General features: G+C 68.1%; 15 protein-coding genes and 1 pseudogene. 9 read left to right on the top strand and 7 right to left on the bottom strand.

The window, feature by feature from the left end; all coding sequences use genetic code 11:
- The first annotated feature begins 627 nt into the window (after nt 1-627).
- From KSK32_RS10560 to KSK32_RS34530, 4 genes are read left to right on the top strand one after another with little or no spacing between them, the layout of a single operon-like run.
- Nucleotides 628-960: a hypothetical protein gene (locus KSK32_RS10560; RefSeq protein WP_254187006.1), complete on the top strand. Its 333-nt coding sequence runs from the start codon at nt 628-630 to the stop codon at nt 958-960.
- Nucleotide 961: 1 nt separating this feature from the next.
- Nucleotides 962-3,394, top strand: coding sequence for a DUF4132 domain-containing protein (locus tag KSK32_RS10555; protein WP_216930788.1), 2,433 nt, complete (start codon nt 962-964; stop codon nt 3,392-3,394).
- A complete protein-coding gene (locus KSK32_RS10550) occupies nt 3,391-4,566 on the top strand; it encodes a hypothetical protein (RefSeq protein ID WP_216930786.1) in 1,176 nt (391 codons plus the stop codon). Before KSK32_RS10555 ends, KSK32_RS10550 begins: the two co-directional genes overlap by 4 nt.
- Nucleotides 4,567-4,605: 39 nt before the next feature.
- Complete coding sequence (locus KSK32_RS34530) at nt 4,606-5,010, top strand: protease complex subunit PrcB family protein (protein WP_216930784.1); 405 nt, start codon at nt 4,606-4,608, stop codon at nt 5,008-5,010.
- Here the strand turns inward: KSK32_RS34530 and KSK32_RS10540 are convergent.
- Both KSK32_RS10540 and KSK32_RS10535 read right to left on the bottom strand, forming a co-directional pair.
- On the bottom strand, nt 4,994-5,344 hold the full coding sequence (locus tag KSK32_RS10540; protein WP_254187005.1) for a hypothetical protein: 351 nt from the start codon (nt 5,342-5,344) through the stop codon (nt 4,994-4,996). The genes KSK32_RS34530 and KSK32_RS10540 overlap by 17 nt on opposite strands.
- Nucleotides 5,345-5,649: 305 nt before the next feature.
- Complete coding sequence (locus KSK32_RS10535; RefSeq protein WP_289256643.1) at nt 5,650-6,441, bottom strand: VCBS repeat-containing protein; 792 nt, start codon at nt 6,439-6,441, stop codon at nt 5,650-5,652.
- A gap of 89 nt (nt 6,442-6,530) precedes the next feature.
- On the opposite strand from KSK32_RS10535, the gene KSK32_RS10530 reads away from it, so the two are divergent.
- On the top strand, nt 6,531-6,968 hold the full coding sequence (locus KSK32_RS10530) for a hypothetical protein (RefSeq protein WP_216930780.1): 438 nt from the start codon (nt 6,531-6,533) through the stop codon (nt 6,966-6,968).
- Nucleotides 6,940-7,401 carry a hypothetical protein gene (locus KSK32_RS10525; protein WP_216930778.1) on the top strand — a complete coding sequence of 154 codons (462 nt, stop codon included), beginning with the start codon at nt 6,940-6,942 and terminating at the stop codon, nt 7,399-7,401. The genes KSK32_RS10530 and KSK32_RS10525 overlap by 29 nt, the downstream gene beginning before the upstream one ends.
- A gap of 190 nt (nt 7,402-7,591) precedes the next feature.
- Here KSK32_RS10525 and KSK32_RS34940 read toward each other — a convergent pair whose 3' ends face one another.
- From KSK32_RS34940 to KSK32_RS10505, 4 genes and pseudogenes are all read right to left on the bottom strand, one after another.
- A complete protein-coding gene (locus tag KSK32_RS34940; protein WP_216930776.1) occupies nt 7,592-7,807 on the bottom strand; it encodes an IS3 family transposase in 216 nt (71 codons plus the stop codon).
- A gap of 25 nt (nt 7,808-7,832) precedes the next feature.
- Entirely contained in the window at nt 7,833-8,903 is a 1,071-nt protein-coding gene (locus KSK32_RS10515) for an IS110 family transposase (protein WP_216930775.1), read from the bottom strand.
- 201 nt (nt 8,904-9,104) lie between these two features.
- A pseudogene (locus KSK32_RS10510) lies at nt 9,105-9,785 on the bottom strand (IS3 family transposase); the annotation flags it as partial.
- Between the two features lie 437 nt (nt 9,786-10,222).
- Nucleotides 10,223-10,717: a GNAT family N-acetyltransferase gene (locus KSK32_RS10505; RefSeq protein WP_216930773.1), complete on the bottom strand. Its 495-nt coding sequence runs from the start codon at nt 10,715-10,717 to the stop codon at nt 10,223-10,225.
- Nucleotides 10,718-10,974: 257 nt separating this feature from the next.
- Between KSK32_RS10505 and KSK32_RS10500 the strand changes: the two genes are divergently transcribed.
- Nucleotides 10,975-11,742 (top strand): hypothetical protein, encoded by a 768-nt coding sequence (locus KSK32_RS10500; RefSeq protein WP_216930771.1) that lies wholly within the window; start codon nt 10,975-10,977, stop codon nt 11,740-11,742.
- Between the two features lie 161 nt (nt 11,743-11,903).
- Here KSK32_RS10500 and KSK32_RS34935 read toward each other — a convergent pair whose 3' ends face one another.
- A complete protein-coding gene (locus KSK32_RS34935; RefSeq protein ID WP_216930769.1) occupies nt 11,904-12,044 on the bottom strand; it encodes an SAM-dependent methyltransferase in 141 nt (46 codons plus the stop codon).
- 76 nt (nt 12,045-12,120) lie between these two features.
- Between KSK32_RS34935 and KSK32_RS10490 the strand changes: the two genes are divergently transcribed.
- Together KSK32_RS10490 and KSK32_RS10485 are read left to right on the top strand one after the other, a co-directional pair.
- A complete protein-coding gene (locus KSK32_RS10490) occupies nt 12,121-12,585 on the top strand; it encodes a helix-turn-helix domain-containing protein (protein WP_374226704.1) in 465 nt (154 codons plus the stop codon).
- Between the two features lie 627 nt (nt 12,586-13,212).
- Nucleotides 13,213-15,417 carry an ATP-dependent RecD-like DNA helicase gene (locus tag KSK32_RS10485; protein WP_216930768.1) on the top strand — a complete coding sequence of 735 codons (2,205 nt, stop codon included), beginning with the start codon at nt 13,213-13,215 and terminating at the stop codon, nt 15,415-15,417.
- Nucleotides 15,418-15,551: the final 134 nt, after the last annotated feature.

The raw sequence follows: 15,551 nt of genomic DNA, 5'->3' as shown, positions 1-15,551 counted from the left end.
GCTCCCACCGTGCAACAGCTAGGCTGTGGCACGCGGCCACCGCAAGATCTGAAGTTATGTCCACAACGTACAGACGATCACGCGGTGGCCGCCCCGCGTCCACCCCAGGTCACCAGCAGAATCTCAAACGGCGGCTGCCGTACTAGCCGACGGCGCTTCCAGCCCCAGCCTGGAGCGCATCGCACGCCTCGCTGTCGAGACAGCGGTCACGGCCGCAGACGGGTACGCCGCACGGGACATCCTGACGTCCTCGGCGTTCCCAGAACCCGAAGCACAGCAAACGTTGCTCGACGTGCTGACCGCGAGCGGACTCGGCCGCCCTCTGCCACCACCGCTGCTGGGACGCCTCACGGCCGCGCTCAGTCAATGTGATGCGGTGGTCTCTCGGTTGCCGTGCTCGCCGGCCGGGACCCTCGCTCCGGCGCCGGCAGCGACGACGCCCGGCCCGCCCGGGGCACTGCGTTGAACACAGCGGCGGTGACACCCGCTGCCCGGGCGGATGACCGCAGCGGTTCCGTCGGACTGTCGTGCCATGATGCCGCTCACCTCAAGGCAAGGAGCAGCGCGGTGGCCACGGTTACGGTTCGGGACGAGACAGCGACGGGCAGGGCGATCGATCAGTGGCCGTTGGCAGGCCTGCCCGAGCGCATCTCCGCGCGGGAGCTGGTCCGGTTGCGCGTGCGCGAGGAGGTGGCGCGGTTCAACGCCGACCAGGCCGACCTCTTCCGGGGTCTGGTGCAGCCGACCAACGCGGAGGCGACGTTGAACGGCTATCGGGTCGGTCGGGGACGGCGGCTGGACTGGGAGCGTCAGGCGGACGCGGCGTGTGCCGCCTTCGCCCGCAACGGCTTCGTACTGCTGGTGGGTGACCGACAGGTCGAGGATCTCGACGAGGAGATCGACCTGCTCGCGGACCCCGAGGTGGCCTTCGTGCGACTCGTCCCCCTGGTAGGTGGCTGAGATGGGTGACTGGACGCGCCTGCTTCCCGCGCTGAGCGCCCCGGATCGCCGGCGGGTGGAAACCGGAATCGCCGAAGCCGACGCCCACGTTCGGCCGCTGCTCCGGACCACGGACACCTACTTCTGGGCGACGTCGGTGACCCGCACGCCGGAATGGGCGGCCACCAAGGCGTGGCCGGGTGAGCTTCGCCGCCGAGCCGCGCTCGCCGTGCACCTCGAGGCGACCACCAGCTCGATCCCGTCCGCGCTGAACGACGTCCTGCGGAGCCTAGCCGACGGCGTGCACGACTGGACCCGGGCGGATCTCCTATGGAGTCTGGAGGTTGCCGGCCAGGGGCACGGCTACGACAACGGCGCCCACCTGGAGTTGCCGGCGATGATCGCCGTGCGTCTGACTACCGCGGACCTGGCGGATCTGGCGCCGGCGCTCTCGGCCCTGTTCGACGAAATCGCCGAGGACTACTTCATGGCAGCCGGGCCACGTCGGCGGGTCGCCATGCTGATTGGAGAGGCGGTCGACCGTGCCACCGGTCGCCGAGTGCCGTCGTGGTTGCTGCACCACGGCGACGAGTTCGGTCCCCTCGTGCGCGCCGGCCTGGGTGACGTCCTCGCCGCGCCGGGCGTGCCCGAGCTGCTGGCGCACTGCGCCTCGCTCGACAAGCCGGCGGCGCCGGCGAAGTGGCTGCGCGTCCTCGACGAACGGCTCACGACCGCGACCGATGGACAGGAAACCGTCCGCGCGGTCCTGGAGGCGTTCGCCGCCCACCGTCACTCTGTGCACGAGGACTCGGACCGCCTCCTGCGTGGCCTGGTGTGGGCGCTGTCGCGAGAGTCGGACGAGGCGGCAACGGACCTGCTGGCCCGGGTCACCGCCACCGCCTCGGCCGCGCCCCGCCAGGCGTCCGGTTTCCCCCATGCCCAGCGCACCGCGATCGCGGCCGTGCAGCTGCTCGCCGGGCGCGACGGTGAGGCACCGGTGCGGACCCTGGCACGGCTCGCGGCGAGGGTGAAGAACAAGGCGGTGCGCGCCCGGGTGCAGTCCGCGCTGGCGCGCCTCGGCGCGTCGCGGGGGTGGTCGCTCAGCGAGGTGATGGAGCTCGCCGTCGACGACCACGGGCTCGACTCCACCGGCAGCCGACTGACCGAGGTCGGCCCGTACGAGGCGACGGTGCGGGTCGTGGGCGAGAAGGCGCGTCTGACCTTCACTCGCGGCGGCACCGGGCTCAAGGGCGTGCCGGCCGTGCTCAAGGAGACGCACGCCGACGAGCTGAAGCAGCTACGTGACATGGTGAAGGGCATCAGCGCGACGCTGACCGCCGAGCGGCAGCGGGTGGAGGCGCTGCTGTCCGAGGACCGCGTCTGGGCGTACCCGGACTGGGTGTCCCGCTTCCTCGACCACCCGATAACCGGGACGTACGGGCGGCGGCTGCTCTGGGAGACCAGCACCGACGGACGCGACTGGTCGGCGGGCCTGCCCCACACCGACGGCGACGGGTGGACGATCGTCGGTCTCGACGGGCGACCGGCGCGTGGTGAGCGGGTCCGGCTGTGGCATCCCATCCACGCGGCGGTGGACGAGACCCTCGCCTGGCGGGAACGGGTGCTCGCCACCGGCCTGACGCAGCCGTTCAAGCAGGCCTTCCGTGAGGTCTACCTGCTCACGCTGGCCGAGGAGCGGACCGGCTCCTACTCCAACCGGTTCGCCGCGCACATCCTGCGCTACCGCCAGGCGAACGCGCTCATGCGCGCCCGCGGCTGGCAGGCCGGCTACCTCGGCACGTGGGACGGAGGGTACGACAGCGAAGCCACCAAGCTCTTCGGCGGTGGTGCGTGGCGGGCGTCCTTCCACCACCAACTCGTCGACACCGACGACCCGCGCGACTACGACGTCCACCACTGCTCGACCGACCAGGTGCGCTTCGCCCGATCCGACGGCGCGACCTGGCAACCCGCGCCGGTCGCGGACGTACCGCCGCTGGTGTTCACCGAGGCGATGCGGGACGTGGACCTGTTCGTCGGCGTCACCTCGATCGCCACCGACCCGCAGTGGGCCGACCGCGGCGAGGACCGGTTCCGGGACTACTGGCACCGCACCGCGGTCGGCGCGCTGAACCCGTCGGCGCAGGTACGTCGCGACGCCCTGGCCCGGCTGCTCCCCCGCATGGCCATCGCCGACCGGGTCACCCTCACGGACCGATACCTGCACGTACGCGGGAACCTGCGCGGCTACCGCATCCACCTCGGCTCGGGCAACATCATGATGGAGCCCCACGACGTCTACCTGTGCATCGTCCCCGCACGCGGCGGCACCGGACGGCTACACCTGCCGTTCGAGGACGACCCGATGTTGTCGACGATCCTGTCCAAGGCGATCATGCTTGCCGCCGACGACACGATCACCGACCCCACCGTGCTGCGGCAGTTCGCCGCATGACGGGCTGGGCGCGACTGCACGTCAGCTACTGCCAGTACGAGGTGACCACCGTGCCCGGCGTGACCGGCCTGGGCATCCACACCATCGGTGACACCCTCCTTCAGGTGGGCGGGCCGAGTCGGCTCACCGGCTTCTGCGGGATCCACACGGGTCCGATCGAGGCACGTCTCCGGGTGCTGCCGGAGCCCTCGACGCAGATCGACGCCGGTTGGGATGCGATCAGTGAGGCGACCCTGTGGAGCCCCAGCGGCCGTTTGTCGGTCATCGGCCTGATGGGTGGCGTCGCGGAGGCCCTCGTCGACGTCGCCGTCCCGCGCGGGCTGATCCGGGTACGGGTGCACGCCCGTCACCGCCTGCACGAGACGGTGCGCACCGACGACGACCCGCCCGAGCAACACGAGCTGCACGTCTGGGCGGCGCGCGAGGAGACACCGTGGCGCACCGTGCTGGCCGGCCCCGAGCGTCGCGGCTGGGAGCAGAAACCGGAGAAGGCCGCCGAGTGGGCGATGCTGTCCCTCGTACCCCGCCCGTCCACCCGGCCGGCGATCCCGCCGCCGCTGCCGCCCGACCCCTACGAGGACGACACGGGTCTCGCCCGGGTTACCGTGGTGCGCCACCGGCCCGCACCGGTCGGCCTGCCGGTGAGCGTGCTGCCCGTCGGTGATCTGCAGGTGCACCTGGAACGGATCGACGCAGAAACCCTCCGGTGGTCATGGGACACGGCCGACGCACCGATCTTTCCCGAACCGCTGACCACCCTGCCGGACGACGAGCCCACCACGGTACGGCTGACGACCGGCCCCGACGGCGTGACGCTGCGGCACGAGGGAGTGCGGGGCCGGCACGCCGCCGCCCTCGGCCTGATCTGGGACCACCTGCTCGACGGCACCGGGACGTACCCGTGGATCGAGACCCTGCGGGAGCGGGCCGCCGAAGCGACCGCACGGACGGAGGAGCTCCGCCGGTTCCGGGCCGAACAGGAAGCCAAGCGGTGGGGAGGTCCTCCACCGCCGGATCGTGTCCGCGAACTGCGCGGCCAGGCCCAGCCCTTGGCGCGCCTCGACCGTCGGCTGCTCGACCGGATCGACGCGCCGCCCGTTACCCCCCCCCCGAGCGCCAGCGGGAGGTGGCCTGCTGGGCAACCCGCCGCGCGATTCGAAGGTAACGTTTGAGCAACGACGCCTACGTGCGCGACTGCTACCGTCTGCAGAGTGCCCAACGGCCTGACCGAACCAGTCCCGTTCCGTACCCTCTTGCACACCGTCAGCTACTCCGAGCACCAGCCGCAGCATCCCATCGGACTCCTCGCTGTCGACAACGAGGAGGAGTGGGTCGCCACCTGGAATACGCCGTCGATTGTTCGAACAGAGGTCCGCTGGGGACAGGAACTAGTCTTGGTTGCGGCGCTGGGCGAGCGCCCGTCGAGCGGCTTCGAGGTGACCATCAATCAGGTCGACCTGTGCGGCACGGAGCTGCGAGTGCACGTACAGGAATGCCAGCCTGGCGGTGCGGTGCTCGACATCATCACCTGTCCGATACACGCGGTCGTGGTTCCGCACCTCGACGTCGTCGAGTCCATGACGCTTATCCAGCACGTCTTCACCTCATCGGACTAGCTGTTGTCCCGGTGAGGGACTGCGCGTAGGGCGTTGCCGGTCGGCGTGCCGACGCAGCATATGCGGACCGGTGTGCCCGGTCGAGGGCGATGCTGCGGCGGCTGGTCGCGGACTTGGGCGGGCCTTCGTGGACGTCGTATCCGGCGGTGGTGCGTTGCCGCACGATGGAAGGCTGACGGGCCTGGAGGTCGATCTCGGTCCAGCGCAGGCCTGCGGCTTCGCCGCGGCGCAGGCCGCGCAGGGCGATCAGCCACCACAGGGCGAATAGGTTGTCATCGCGGACGTAGTCGAGGAACGCGGCGAGCCTGACCGGTGTCCAGACCGCGACGGACACCCGCTCGCCGATGGCTTCCCACTCGGCGACCCTGTTCTCGGTCTACAACCGCGCCAAGGGACGCTCCTAAGGGGTAGTTCCACCCGCCGGGCCGGGTTGTACGCGATGAAGCCCTCCCGGACGGCGGTGTCGAGCGCAGCCCGCTGCGTGATCCGTAGTTCCGGACCTGCCCCGTCCGGGTTGTCTGTCGGCGCGTTTGGTGAATGGCACGGAATCGATCGAGGGGTGGCCGCGTGTTCGGTGGTCCACCCCTCGATCGTCTGGCCGCGCCCGGTCTCACCGGGCGTGCCGGGTCCGAAGTTCAGTTAGAAGATGAGGTCGAATGCTGACCAGTTGGATCCGATGATGGTGTAGCTGGGTTTGAATCGGCCGGTGCCGTTGCCTTGGTAGAGGTAGAGGTCGCCGGTGGGGCTGTAGCGGCCGATGACGTCGGTGTTGCCGTCCATGTTGAAGTCGCCGACGGAGAGGATGTGGTTGAAGCTGCCCCAGTTGAAGCCGACGGTGGTGTAGCCGGGGAGGATCCGTCCGCTGCCGCTTCCTCGGTAGAGGTAGAGGTCTTTGGTGGTTTTGATGCGGGCGATGATGTCGGGGTGGCCGTCGCCGTCGAAGTCGCCGGGGGAGAAGATCTTGTCGAATGCGGCGAAGCTGGAGCTGATGACGGTGGAGCCGCTTTGGACTCGTCCGTCGCCGAGGCCTTGGTAGAGGTAGAGCTCTTTGGTGGTGCTGTGGCGGGCGATGATGTCGGCGTCTCCGTCGCTGTCGAAGTCGCCGGGGGAGAAGATGGTGTCGAAGGCGGCCATGCTGGAGGTGATGACGGTGTAGCCGGTTTTGAAGTTTCCTCTTCCGGTGCCTCGGTAGAGGTAGAGCTCCTTGGTGGGGGTGTAGCGGGCGATGACGTCGGTGGTGCCGTCGCCGTCGAAGTCGCCGGGGGAGAAGATGATGTCGAATCCTGACCAGGCGGATCCGATGGTGGTGTAGCTGGGGTTGAACATGGCTCCGTTGCCCTTGTAGAGGAAGATGTTCTTGTTCGGGCTGTAGCGGGCCATGACATCGGGGTATCCGTCGCTGTTGAAGTCGCGTTGAGGGCCGGCTGGGATGGGTTGGGCAGGGCTGACGTTGCGCGGAGCAGCTAAGGCGGGATGTTTTCTATCAAGACGCTTTGGGGGGAATTGCGCAAAGGGTGTACTTGGGAGAAACCAGGGGTGTCGTCAAGAAAAGCCTTGGTGACTGGAGCAGGCTGAACCATTCGATCGGCGAATTGGGAATCATCTTGGAGTACCTTATCCATGGATCGACCTCTTCCAACCTGGAAGTCGCTATCGTTGGCTCTTACGAGATTAGTTGGAAGGCGAGCGATATTGGCGACCTGGGTGACGCCAAGCTAGAAATAACCATTACGAACCGAATGAGCGCGGCCTCGCTCACGAGGCCGCCGGTAATCGGCTACGTAGATGGGTATGACAAGTATGGCCGCGGCGTGGGTGCTAAGATGCTCGATGAGGCGTTGCCGACTCAAAAGCAGACAATCGTCCTGCATGAGCAGATCCCAGCTAGCAATTTCCGCACCGGCCCACCGCCTCCTGTAATCTGCCGCAATGTCATCTCAGGCAACGGAGGCTGCTGATTTGGGAAGAGGCCTGATGAAGAGAAGTCGCCTGCTGGTGATGGTTGGGCTCTCCGTTGTGCTGATCGCGTGCTGCGGCACGTTCGGGCGAACCTTGTGGCCGCCGGTGAGTCATGGGGCGTTATGCGGCAAGTTCGTGTCGTCGCAGGGTGGCGAGATTCAGATCCAGAGCACCGGTGCTTTTGAGGTTACCGATGCTATATTCGGTTGGAATTCTGATGGGAGCATGGAGAAGGTGTCCGGCAGCGGGAATCTGCGTCTTGAGCGCAGCCTGACAGCCAATGCGGAGGTCGCTATGCCGATGAAGGATGCCAAAGCCACGCTAGAATTGAAGACTCAACGTAATTGGCGGGGGGATATTTCTCTGTGGCATTACGTGGATGACCCGGATAGCGGCGAGCGTGAGACGTTCCGGAGAGAATCAGAATGCTGAGTTTGTTGAGCAACGGACTCCGCGCGAAGTGTTTCCGATCTTTGGGATCCGGGATTGACCTCGATCCGTCAGAGGATTTTGATCCTTCGCCATCTGTTTCGGTTTGATCTTTTTGTCTCTCTCCTGGGGTGGAGTGCCGGGTGAGGTTCCCCCGGTTCGCCGGAGGGTTGGTTACCTGGCGCCGGTTGGCTCAGGTTGAACGATAGCTGTCTCGTCTTGTTGGGCTTGGTGGGTGTGCCAGGCGGTTTCGTACTCGTCTGGGGATCGCCAGCCGAGGTCTTTCTGGATGCGGCGGGTGTTGTACCAGCCGTATATAGGTGAAGATCGCGTTCTCTGCCTCGTCGCGGGTCCGCCAGGAGTTGCGGTAGACCAGTTCGATCTTCAGCGTTGACCAGAAGCTCTCCATGAGCGCGTTGACGCTCCTATAGCTGTCAAGTGGCGATCGCGGTCGTGCGGAGAGGGCGGAGCAAGGCCCAGATCTCGCGGGCGAGGAGTCGCTTCAGGCAGCGGATGATCTCGGCTTTGGTCTTGCCGTCGGCTGTGCGTCGGGCGACGTAGGCGCGGGTGGGTTCGTGGTGCTGCATGCGGACGATGACGGCGCGGTAGAGCGCGGCGTTGGCCTGGCGGTGACCGCCGCGGTTGAGCCTGTGTCGGTTGGTCATGCCGGAGGAGGCGGGGATCGGTGCGACTCCGCAGAGCCGGGCCCAGGCTGGTTCTGAGCGGACTCGGTCGATGTTGTCGCCGGCGACGATGAGCATCTCCGCAGCGGTGTCGGCGCCGACGCCGAACGCGGCGACCAACTGCGGCACGAGCTGACCGGTCAACTCAGTAAGCAGCGCCTCGTGGGTCTTGATCTCGTCGTTGAGCTGCTGCCACCGGCGGGCGATCGAGCGCAGGGTGTGCTTTGTCGCGGCGAGAACGCTGGTGACCGGACCGGGACGCAGGCCGGCGCACCGCTCGATCAGGGCCATCTTCGACAAGGGCTGCAACGGTTCACGCAGCTCCGGGCTGGCGGTGACCAGCACCGCTTTGAGGGTGATCATCGCGGCGGTGCGGGCCTTGACCGCGACGTCCTTGGCGACCTTGATCTGGCGGATCATCTCCACGATGCCGTCGTTGGTCTTCGGGACGCTGGTGGAGTTACCGGCCAGCACCGACCGGGCGGCGTTCTCGGCGTCGAGGGTGTCACTCTTGCCGCGCAGCCGCCGATCCCGGCGGTCGGTGCGCAGGACCTCGAGGACCCCGAGACCCCGCCGGCGGACGGCGGAGGTCAGTCCAGCTCCGTAGGAGCCGGTGCCCTCGATCGCGAAGATCAACCTCTTGGCGCCGAAGCCGGCGGCCCAGTCAAGCAGCTGCTCATAGCCGCCCCGGTCGGCGGGGAATGAGCGGGCGTCGAGGCGACCACCGATGTCGTCCAGGGCGACGGCGACGTGGACGTGCTTGTGAGTGTCGACGCCGATGACGACTCGACGTCGACGCGGGTCGGGGCTGATGCTTGACATCGCGGACTCCAGCTCAGACCAGGGCGACAGGGGTTCGTGACGCTGGCCGGCCGGGTGGACGGGACTGTGACGGGACCTGCTGCGATCAGGCTCCTATGAGGTCACTGCCCGCCCGGCCAGCACCACTGGTGCTGCACCGCCAGGCAGACGACAGATCAACAGCAAGGACACCCAAACCGCGGGGTCAGTCGTAAGCAAGAGTCAGGCCGCCTGACGGCGCCTCAAAGTCTCACAGTCGAACGAGTCGCCGACCGACCCCATTGAGGGCAGGATCCCGTTGTCGGCCAGGCGTTGCGCGAAGCGGAACGACGTGTAGTTCGACCTGCGGTCGGAGTGGTGGATCAGTTGGCCGTCGCGGACGTCGCGGGACCAGATGCCGTATTCGAGGGCGCCGAGGATCAGGTCGGTATCGCAGCGGTCGGAGCAGCGCCAGCCCACGATGCGGTTGGAGAACACATCGCGCACCGCGGCGAGCCAGAACACGCCCTGCCCGCAGGGGATGCGGGTGGCGTCGGCGACCCAGAGCCGGTTCGGGGCCGCTGCGGTGAACTGCCGGTTGACCAGGTCCGGTGCCGGTGTCGCCTTCGGGTTCGACCGGGTGGACGGGATGCGCCACTTCTTGCGCAGGAATGCGCCCTGCAGGCCAGCGGTCCACATCAACCGCTCGACCCGCTTGCGGCCCACGTGGCGGCCTTGGCGGCGCAGCATCGCGTGCACCCGCGGACTGCCATAGGTGCCGCCCGACACATCGTGGATCTCCGCGATCTCGACCGCCAGCTCCGCGTCCTCGCGCCGTCGCGGTGACGGGTTCGCTGCCTGGGCGAGCCAACCGTAGTAGGTGGAGACGGCGACGTTGAGAACCCGGAGGACGGGCTCGACCCCGAAGCGGTGTCGGGGTACAGGTTCATGTGCACAGGCGCGTACGGCTGATCAGCTGTACGCAGCTCTGCACTCCAACGAGTACCCCGACACCATGGCGGGCCGCCGCCGCCAATGCGGCCAAGCCCGGCTCCTGCCGCACCCCGAACCGCGCCGCGACCACTCCGCCACACGGGTCGGCCTCCACCACCAGACCCGGCGTGCCCGGCCACAGGGCGGCCAAGCCGACCGCAGCCGTGGACACCCGTCGCGATCGCTGGAAGCTGAATGGAGCCCGCTGACCCACGACATCCACGCCGGCACCCGCCAAGCAAATACGCAAAAGCGCTGCCCCTGCCAGCGGCCACCTATGCGTCCCGGGCGGTACCGCTGAGCCGTCGCCGCCCACTCAGGCGTTGACAGAGGCACGCATTCTCGTGACTCTCATGATCTTGTATCTGCTAGCTGCGGTCGGCTTCCGGCGACTGCAGGCCGTTGAGAAGCCGCGCCATCGCGTCTTCGCTGTTCATGGGTGTGCGGGTCGGGACGTATCCGCCAGGTGCTTGCTTCGCCCAGCGTTCGCCCTCGTCTGTTCGTTCGCGGTTGTGGTCGATGTCTGCGGGCCAACCCAACTTCCGCGCCGTCTTGAGCGCTTCGCGATACATAGTCGTCGCGATGCCCTTGCCGCGGCGGTCTTTACGTACGCAGATCGACCTGATCTCGCCGACTCTGGTTCCGGCTGCCGGCCCTTCGGCGTCGCGTCCACATGGCTTGTCGATGGTCCAGATCATGTGCCCGACAGGTCCAAGCGTCTCGACGTCGACGGCGATGATGGCGGCGGTGTTGTCGCGATGAACGACGGTGAGAAGTATTTGGTCGCTGCCGCGGCTGTTCTGGGTGGTGGCAGGGGCTCCCGCGAGCTTCGCGACAGGAATCTGTTCGGGCTCGGCAGTCACGCTCATCTCCAGGCCTTCGTCCGGCGGATTGCGCCGCAATGGTAACGAGTGGGACCGAGCGGGATGGCGGGCTTGTTCGGGCAGCGCGCGTTCTGGCAGTCGAACGGCGGTACGTCGTTGCGCCAGCCCCCGCGTCCACCACACGCAGCGGCCGGGAGTCGGCGACGTCGAACTGGGCGAACTCACCAACGATCCCTGCATGGGGTAGCGGGCAAAATTGCTGGACACGTCAGTCGCTTGCCCAGGATGCTCGGCGCGTGTCTGACGACGACGAGCGAGAACTGGCGCGACTGGCCGAGCGCCACCTCGCCGCTGCCCAAGCGTTCCTCGAACACTTCCGGACCGCGCCGGCGTTCATCGTGGAGCCCGAAAACGTCAGGGCTTTCAACGCCACCTATCCGCTCGTCGCGCACGCCATGAATCAGATCGCCGCCGCTCTGGTGTTGCGCGATCAAGGACTCGGGTACGCCGCCCGAGCCAATGCGCGAGTCGCTCTCGAGCACGCGCTCATCGCTCAATCCGTCGTGCACACCCAGGACGGCGAGGAACCGTTGATTGGCTCGATGGATAAGCTCCAGCGCAACATTCTGCGCGACATGCGCACTGGCGGAGCCGTGCTCTCACCCGATCTGAACGCCGAGATCGACAACCCCTGGACGAGGCCGGAGACCAAGCTTCAGGAAATCGCAGACCGGTTCGACAACGGCAGCAAGGCCATCTATGGCCTGTACCGCATACTGACCGGCGCGGTGCACGTCAGCCTCACCACGCTCACCGCGTACCTGGAGCTGGGCGCCAACGACCGGCCGCCGAAGCTTCTCAGAGCGGCAAAGCCGGACACCGATTCGGACCAGGTCCTGGCCCTCGGCTGGAGTGCCGTCCTCGCCGTGAGCGCGATTGAAAGCCTCCGCAAGGGCGACCGCTATCGCCGCTGGATCAACGCCACGGCGAAGGACCATGAGCTGGTTGCCGATCTGGGCTCTTTCGACTCGCAACCGCACCGGCAGCGCCGACGTTCGTCCTAGCTCTCGCCGCCGCTGGATGAGGGTCGTATGCTGGGAAACCCGAGCGAAGCGCGACCGGAGTAGTTACGGGCGAACCGGTTGAGGCCGGCGAGCTTGGCTTCCGCCGCGTGCAGGCTCACGGTCAGGCCTTCGACCTCGCCGAGCCATGCACAGGCCCTGAGCTAATCGCTCGACGCGGCCCGGTCGGCGGCGAAGTTGTCCTTGCCGCCGAGGTAGTAGTCGAACCTGCTGGCCGCGTTCGGCTGCTCCGGCTGCAGGCGAGCCCGAACTCCGACTGGGTCATCGCCACCATTCCTCCGCAAAACGTTCGCCGTTGGGGCTTAGCCGTCCACTATGGTTACTCGAAGTTCCGCACATGGCAGGACCAGGCTGGCGCAGGTGACCGCCGACGGGCTGGCCTCACGATGCAGCGATCCGCGGGTGAACAACGGGGCGGCTATGAGTGCAACGACGCTCACCGGGCAGGCAGCGTTCGCGCGGTTCGTGCGCGACGCGGTCGACGACGCAGCAGACCAGCACGGTTGGTCGGTGGCGGAGGTCGCCGAGCGCAGCGGCGTCAGCCGCTCCACGGTCTTTCGGTGGCTGTCCGGCGACTGGCGGCACCACCCGGAGTTGCCCAAGGTCCGCGCCTTCTGCGAGGCGCTGCACCTGCCTCTCGGCGCTGCGCTGCGCGTCCTCACCCAACCGACTCAAATCGCGGCTGGGGCGCCGGTCGCTGACCCGGTCGCGGAGGCACACATAGCCGCGATCCGCGCCCGCCTCGCCGACCCCCGAACCAGCAGCGTTGACCGGCAGCGCATCCGCGCTGGGCTGCGGCGACTCGCCCACCAGGCACCGGCGTAGGCCATCTGACGCCGGCCGTTTGACACCACTGGCCCGTCAAGCGGCGCAGCCCGGGCCCGCTCGTCGTCCGCCTGCTGCGCCCCGGCCGCGCCCTCCCGGATCTCCGGGCCGGCTACCGCGCCTCCTGCCGTCCGTGACGCTCGCCGCGATCTACAGTTTGGGCGCACCGGCTGCGCCGAGCGGCCCCGACGGCGCGCCCGCCATGGAACTTTCACGCCTACTGATCGCGCGGTCGACACAAACGGCGGTGCCGCTCGCACCGTCACCTGCCCGAGGACACCTCGCCTCGTGCCTGGCCAGCGCGACCGCCGACCTCAACGAGACTCTGGCGTGCGTTCTACAGCCCGCGCTTCCTCGGCTCGGTCGGCTCCGCACGCCAGCACGCTCACGCCACAGCCGCCCCCTGCTGCGCGGTGACTGGCTGCGATAGTGGTGGCGCGGCCGGGTAGGCCGTAGCCTGGCGACACCGCGGCAGGGTCGCATCCGGTCCCCCGTTCCGGAGGGGATCCTGCCCGGCCTGGAGTCTGCCTGCGATTACGGCGACTCGCATCGGACCAAAAGTCCCGACGGCCGGCGGGTGAGGACACGGGCTGGAAGGGCGGCGCCGACGGACGGCAAGATGGCGGCGTGACCGCCCCGACCCGGCCGCCCCTGGCCATCCTGGATGCGGTGCTCGAACGGCTGACCTACGTCAACGAGGAGACCGGCTACACGGTCGCCCGCGTCGCCACCGAGCGCGGCAGCGACCTGCTCACCGTGGTAGGCGCGCTGCTCGGCGCGCAGCCGGGCGAGACGCTACGGCTACACGGGCGCTGGTCGTCGCACCCGCGCTACGGCCGACAGTTCGAGGTCGACTCCTACACGACGGTGTTGCCGGCCACGATCCAGGGCATCCAGCGGTACCTCGGCTCCGGCCTGGTTAAGGGCATCGGGCCGGTGTTCGCCGAACGGATCGTCGCGCATTTCGGCCTGGACACCCTGCGGATCATCGAAGAGGAGCCGGCCCGGCTGGTGGAGGTGCCGGGGTTGGGCCCGAAGCGCACCGCGAAGATCACTGCGGCGTGGGAGGAGCAGAAGGCCATCAAGGAGGTCATGGTCTTCCTACAAGGTGTCGGCGTCTCCACCTCCTTGGCGGTGCGGATCTACAAGCAGTACGGCGACGCCTCCACCGACGTGGTCACCAAGGAGCCGTACCGGTTGGCCGCGGATGTGTGGGGCATCGGCTTCAAGACCGCTGACACCATCGCCCAGGCCGTCGGCATCCCTCACGACAGCCCACAACGGGTCATGGCCGGCCTGCAGTACACCCTGTCCGAGGCCACCGACAACGGCCACTGCTACCTGCCGGAACCCGACCTCGTCGCCGACGCCACCAAGATCCTCGACGTGCCCGCCGACCTCGTGGCCCGCTGCCTCGACGACCTGGTCGCCGACGAGGGCGTCGTCCGCGAGACTCTCCCCGCCGCCGACGGCCAGCCGGTGCAAGCGGTGTACCTGGTGCCGTTGCACCGCGCCGAGCAGTCCCTCGCCAACTCTCTGACCCGGCTGCTCCACGACCGGGCCGATCGGCTACCCCACTTCGCGGGCGTCGACTGGACCAAAGCCCTGACCTGGCTGAAGGCCCGCACCGGCAACGACCTCGCCCCGGAGCAGGAACAGGCTGTCCGCCTCGCGCTGACCTCGAAGGTAGCGGTCCTCACCGGCGGCCCGGGCTGCGGCAAGAGCTTCACCGTCCGCTCCATCGTCGAACTCGCCGCCGCGAAGAAGGCCAAGGTCACCCTCGTCGCCCCGACCGGCCGGGCCGCCAAACGCCTGTCCGAGCTGACCGGCCACCCCGCCGCCACCGTGCACCGGCTGCTGCAACTACGCCCGGGCGGGGACGCCTCCTACGACCGGGACAACCCTCTCGACGTCGACCTGCTCGTCGTCGACGAGGCGTCGATGCTCGATTTGATCCTGGCGAACAAGCTCGTCAAGGCTATCCCGCCGGGCGCGCACCTACTGTTGGTCGGCGACGTCGACCAGTTGCCCTCCGTTGGCGCCGGCGAGGTCCTGCGGGACCTGCTCGCCGCACCGGTCATCCCGTGGGTGCGGCTGACGCAGATCTTCCGCCAGGCCGCCCAGTCCGGCGTGGTCACCAACGCCCACCGCATCAACGCCGGCCGCCCGCCGATCCTGCAGGGCTTGCCGGACTTCTTCCTGTTCGTCTGCGACGACACCGAAGCCACCGCCGAGCTCACCGTCGATGTCGCCTGCGCCCGCGTCCCGGCCAAATTCCGGCTCGATGCGCGCCGGGACGTGCAGGTCCTCACTCCCATGCACCGCGGACCCGCTGGTGCCGGCGCGTTGAACACACTGCTACAGCAGCGGCTCACCCCGCACCGCGAGGACCAGCCCGAGCGGCGCTTGGGCGGCCGAGTGTTCCGTGTCGGCGACAAGGTCACCCAGATCCGCAACAACTACGACAAGGGCCAAGCCGGCGTCTTCAACGGCACCCTCGGCATCGTCACCGCCCTCAGCGCTGAGGAGCAGACCCTAACGGTGCGCACCGACGAGGACGAGAGCATTGACTACGACTTCGACGAACTCGACGAACTCGCCCACGCCTACGCCATGACCATCCACCGCTCCCAAGGCTCCGAGTACCCCGCCGTGGTTATCCCCCTGACCACCAGCGCCTGGATGATGCTGCAACGCAACCTGCTCTACACCGCCGTCACCCGCGCCAAACAACTCGTCGTCCTCGTCGGCTCCCGCCGCGCCCTCGCCGCCGCCGTCCGCACCGTCGGCGCCGGACGCCGCCACACCGCCCTCAACCACCGCCTCACCTGAGGCGTGCCTCGGCCTGGCGTTCCCCCCAACAGCCCCCGCTACTCCGCCTGCTGCGGCTCCTGCCGGTCATCCTCAGCACAGCACCGCAATCGCGGGCCTTGCAGGGATTAGCCGTACAGCAGGGGACGGGCGGC

This window comes from Micromonospora sp. WMMB482, assembly GCF_019038635.1.
Lineage (GTDB): Bacteria > Actinomycetota > Actinomycetes > Mycobacteriales > Micromonosporaceae > Micromonospora > Micromonospora marina.
The sequence above is the reverse complement of the archived record's forward strand: the minus strand, read 5'-3'. Positions and strand labels throughout refer to the sequence as shown.

Coding starts and splice junctions, on each gene's coding strand:
- KSK32_RS34940 (WP_216930776.1), bottom strand. CDS start 7,807: ATGGAGAGCTTCTGGTCAACGCTGAAGATCGAACTGGTCTACCGCAAC.
- KSK32_RS10550 (WP_216930786.1), top strand. CDS start 3,391: ATGACGGGCTGGGCGCGACTGCACGTCAGCTACTGCCAGTACGAGGTG.
- KSK32_RS10555 (WP_216930788.1), top strand. CDS start 962: ATGGGTGACTGGACGCGCCTGCTTCCCGCGCTGAGCGCCCCGGATCGC.
- KSK32_RS10525 (WP_216930778.1), top strand. CDS start 6,940: ATGTCATCTCAGGCAACGGAGGCTGCTGATTTGGGAAGAGGCCTGATG.
- KSK32_RS10515 (WP_216930775.1), bottom strand. CDS start 8,903: ATGTCAAGCATCAGCCCCGACCCGCGTCGACGTCGAGTCGTCATCGGC.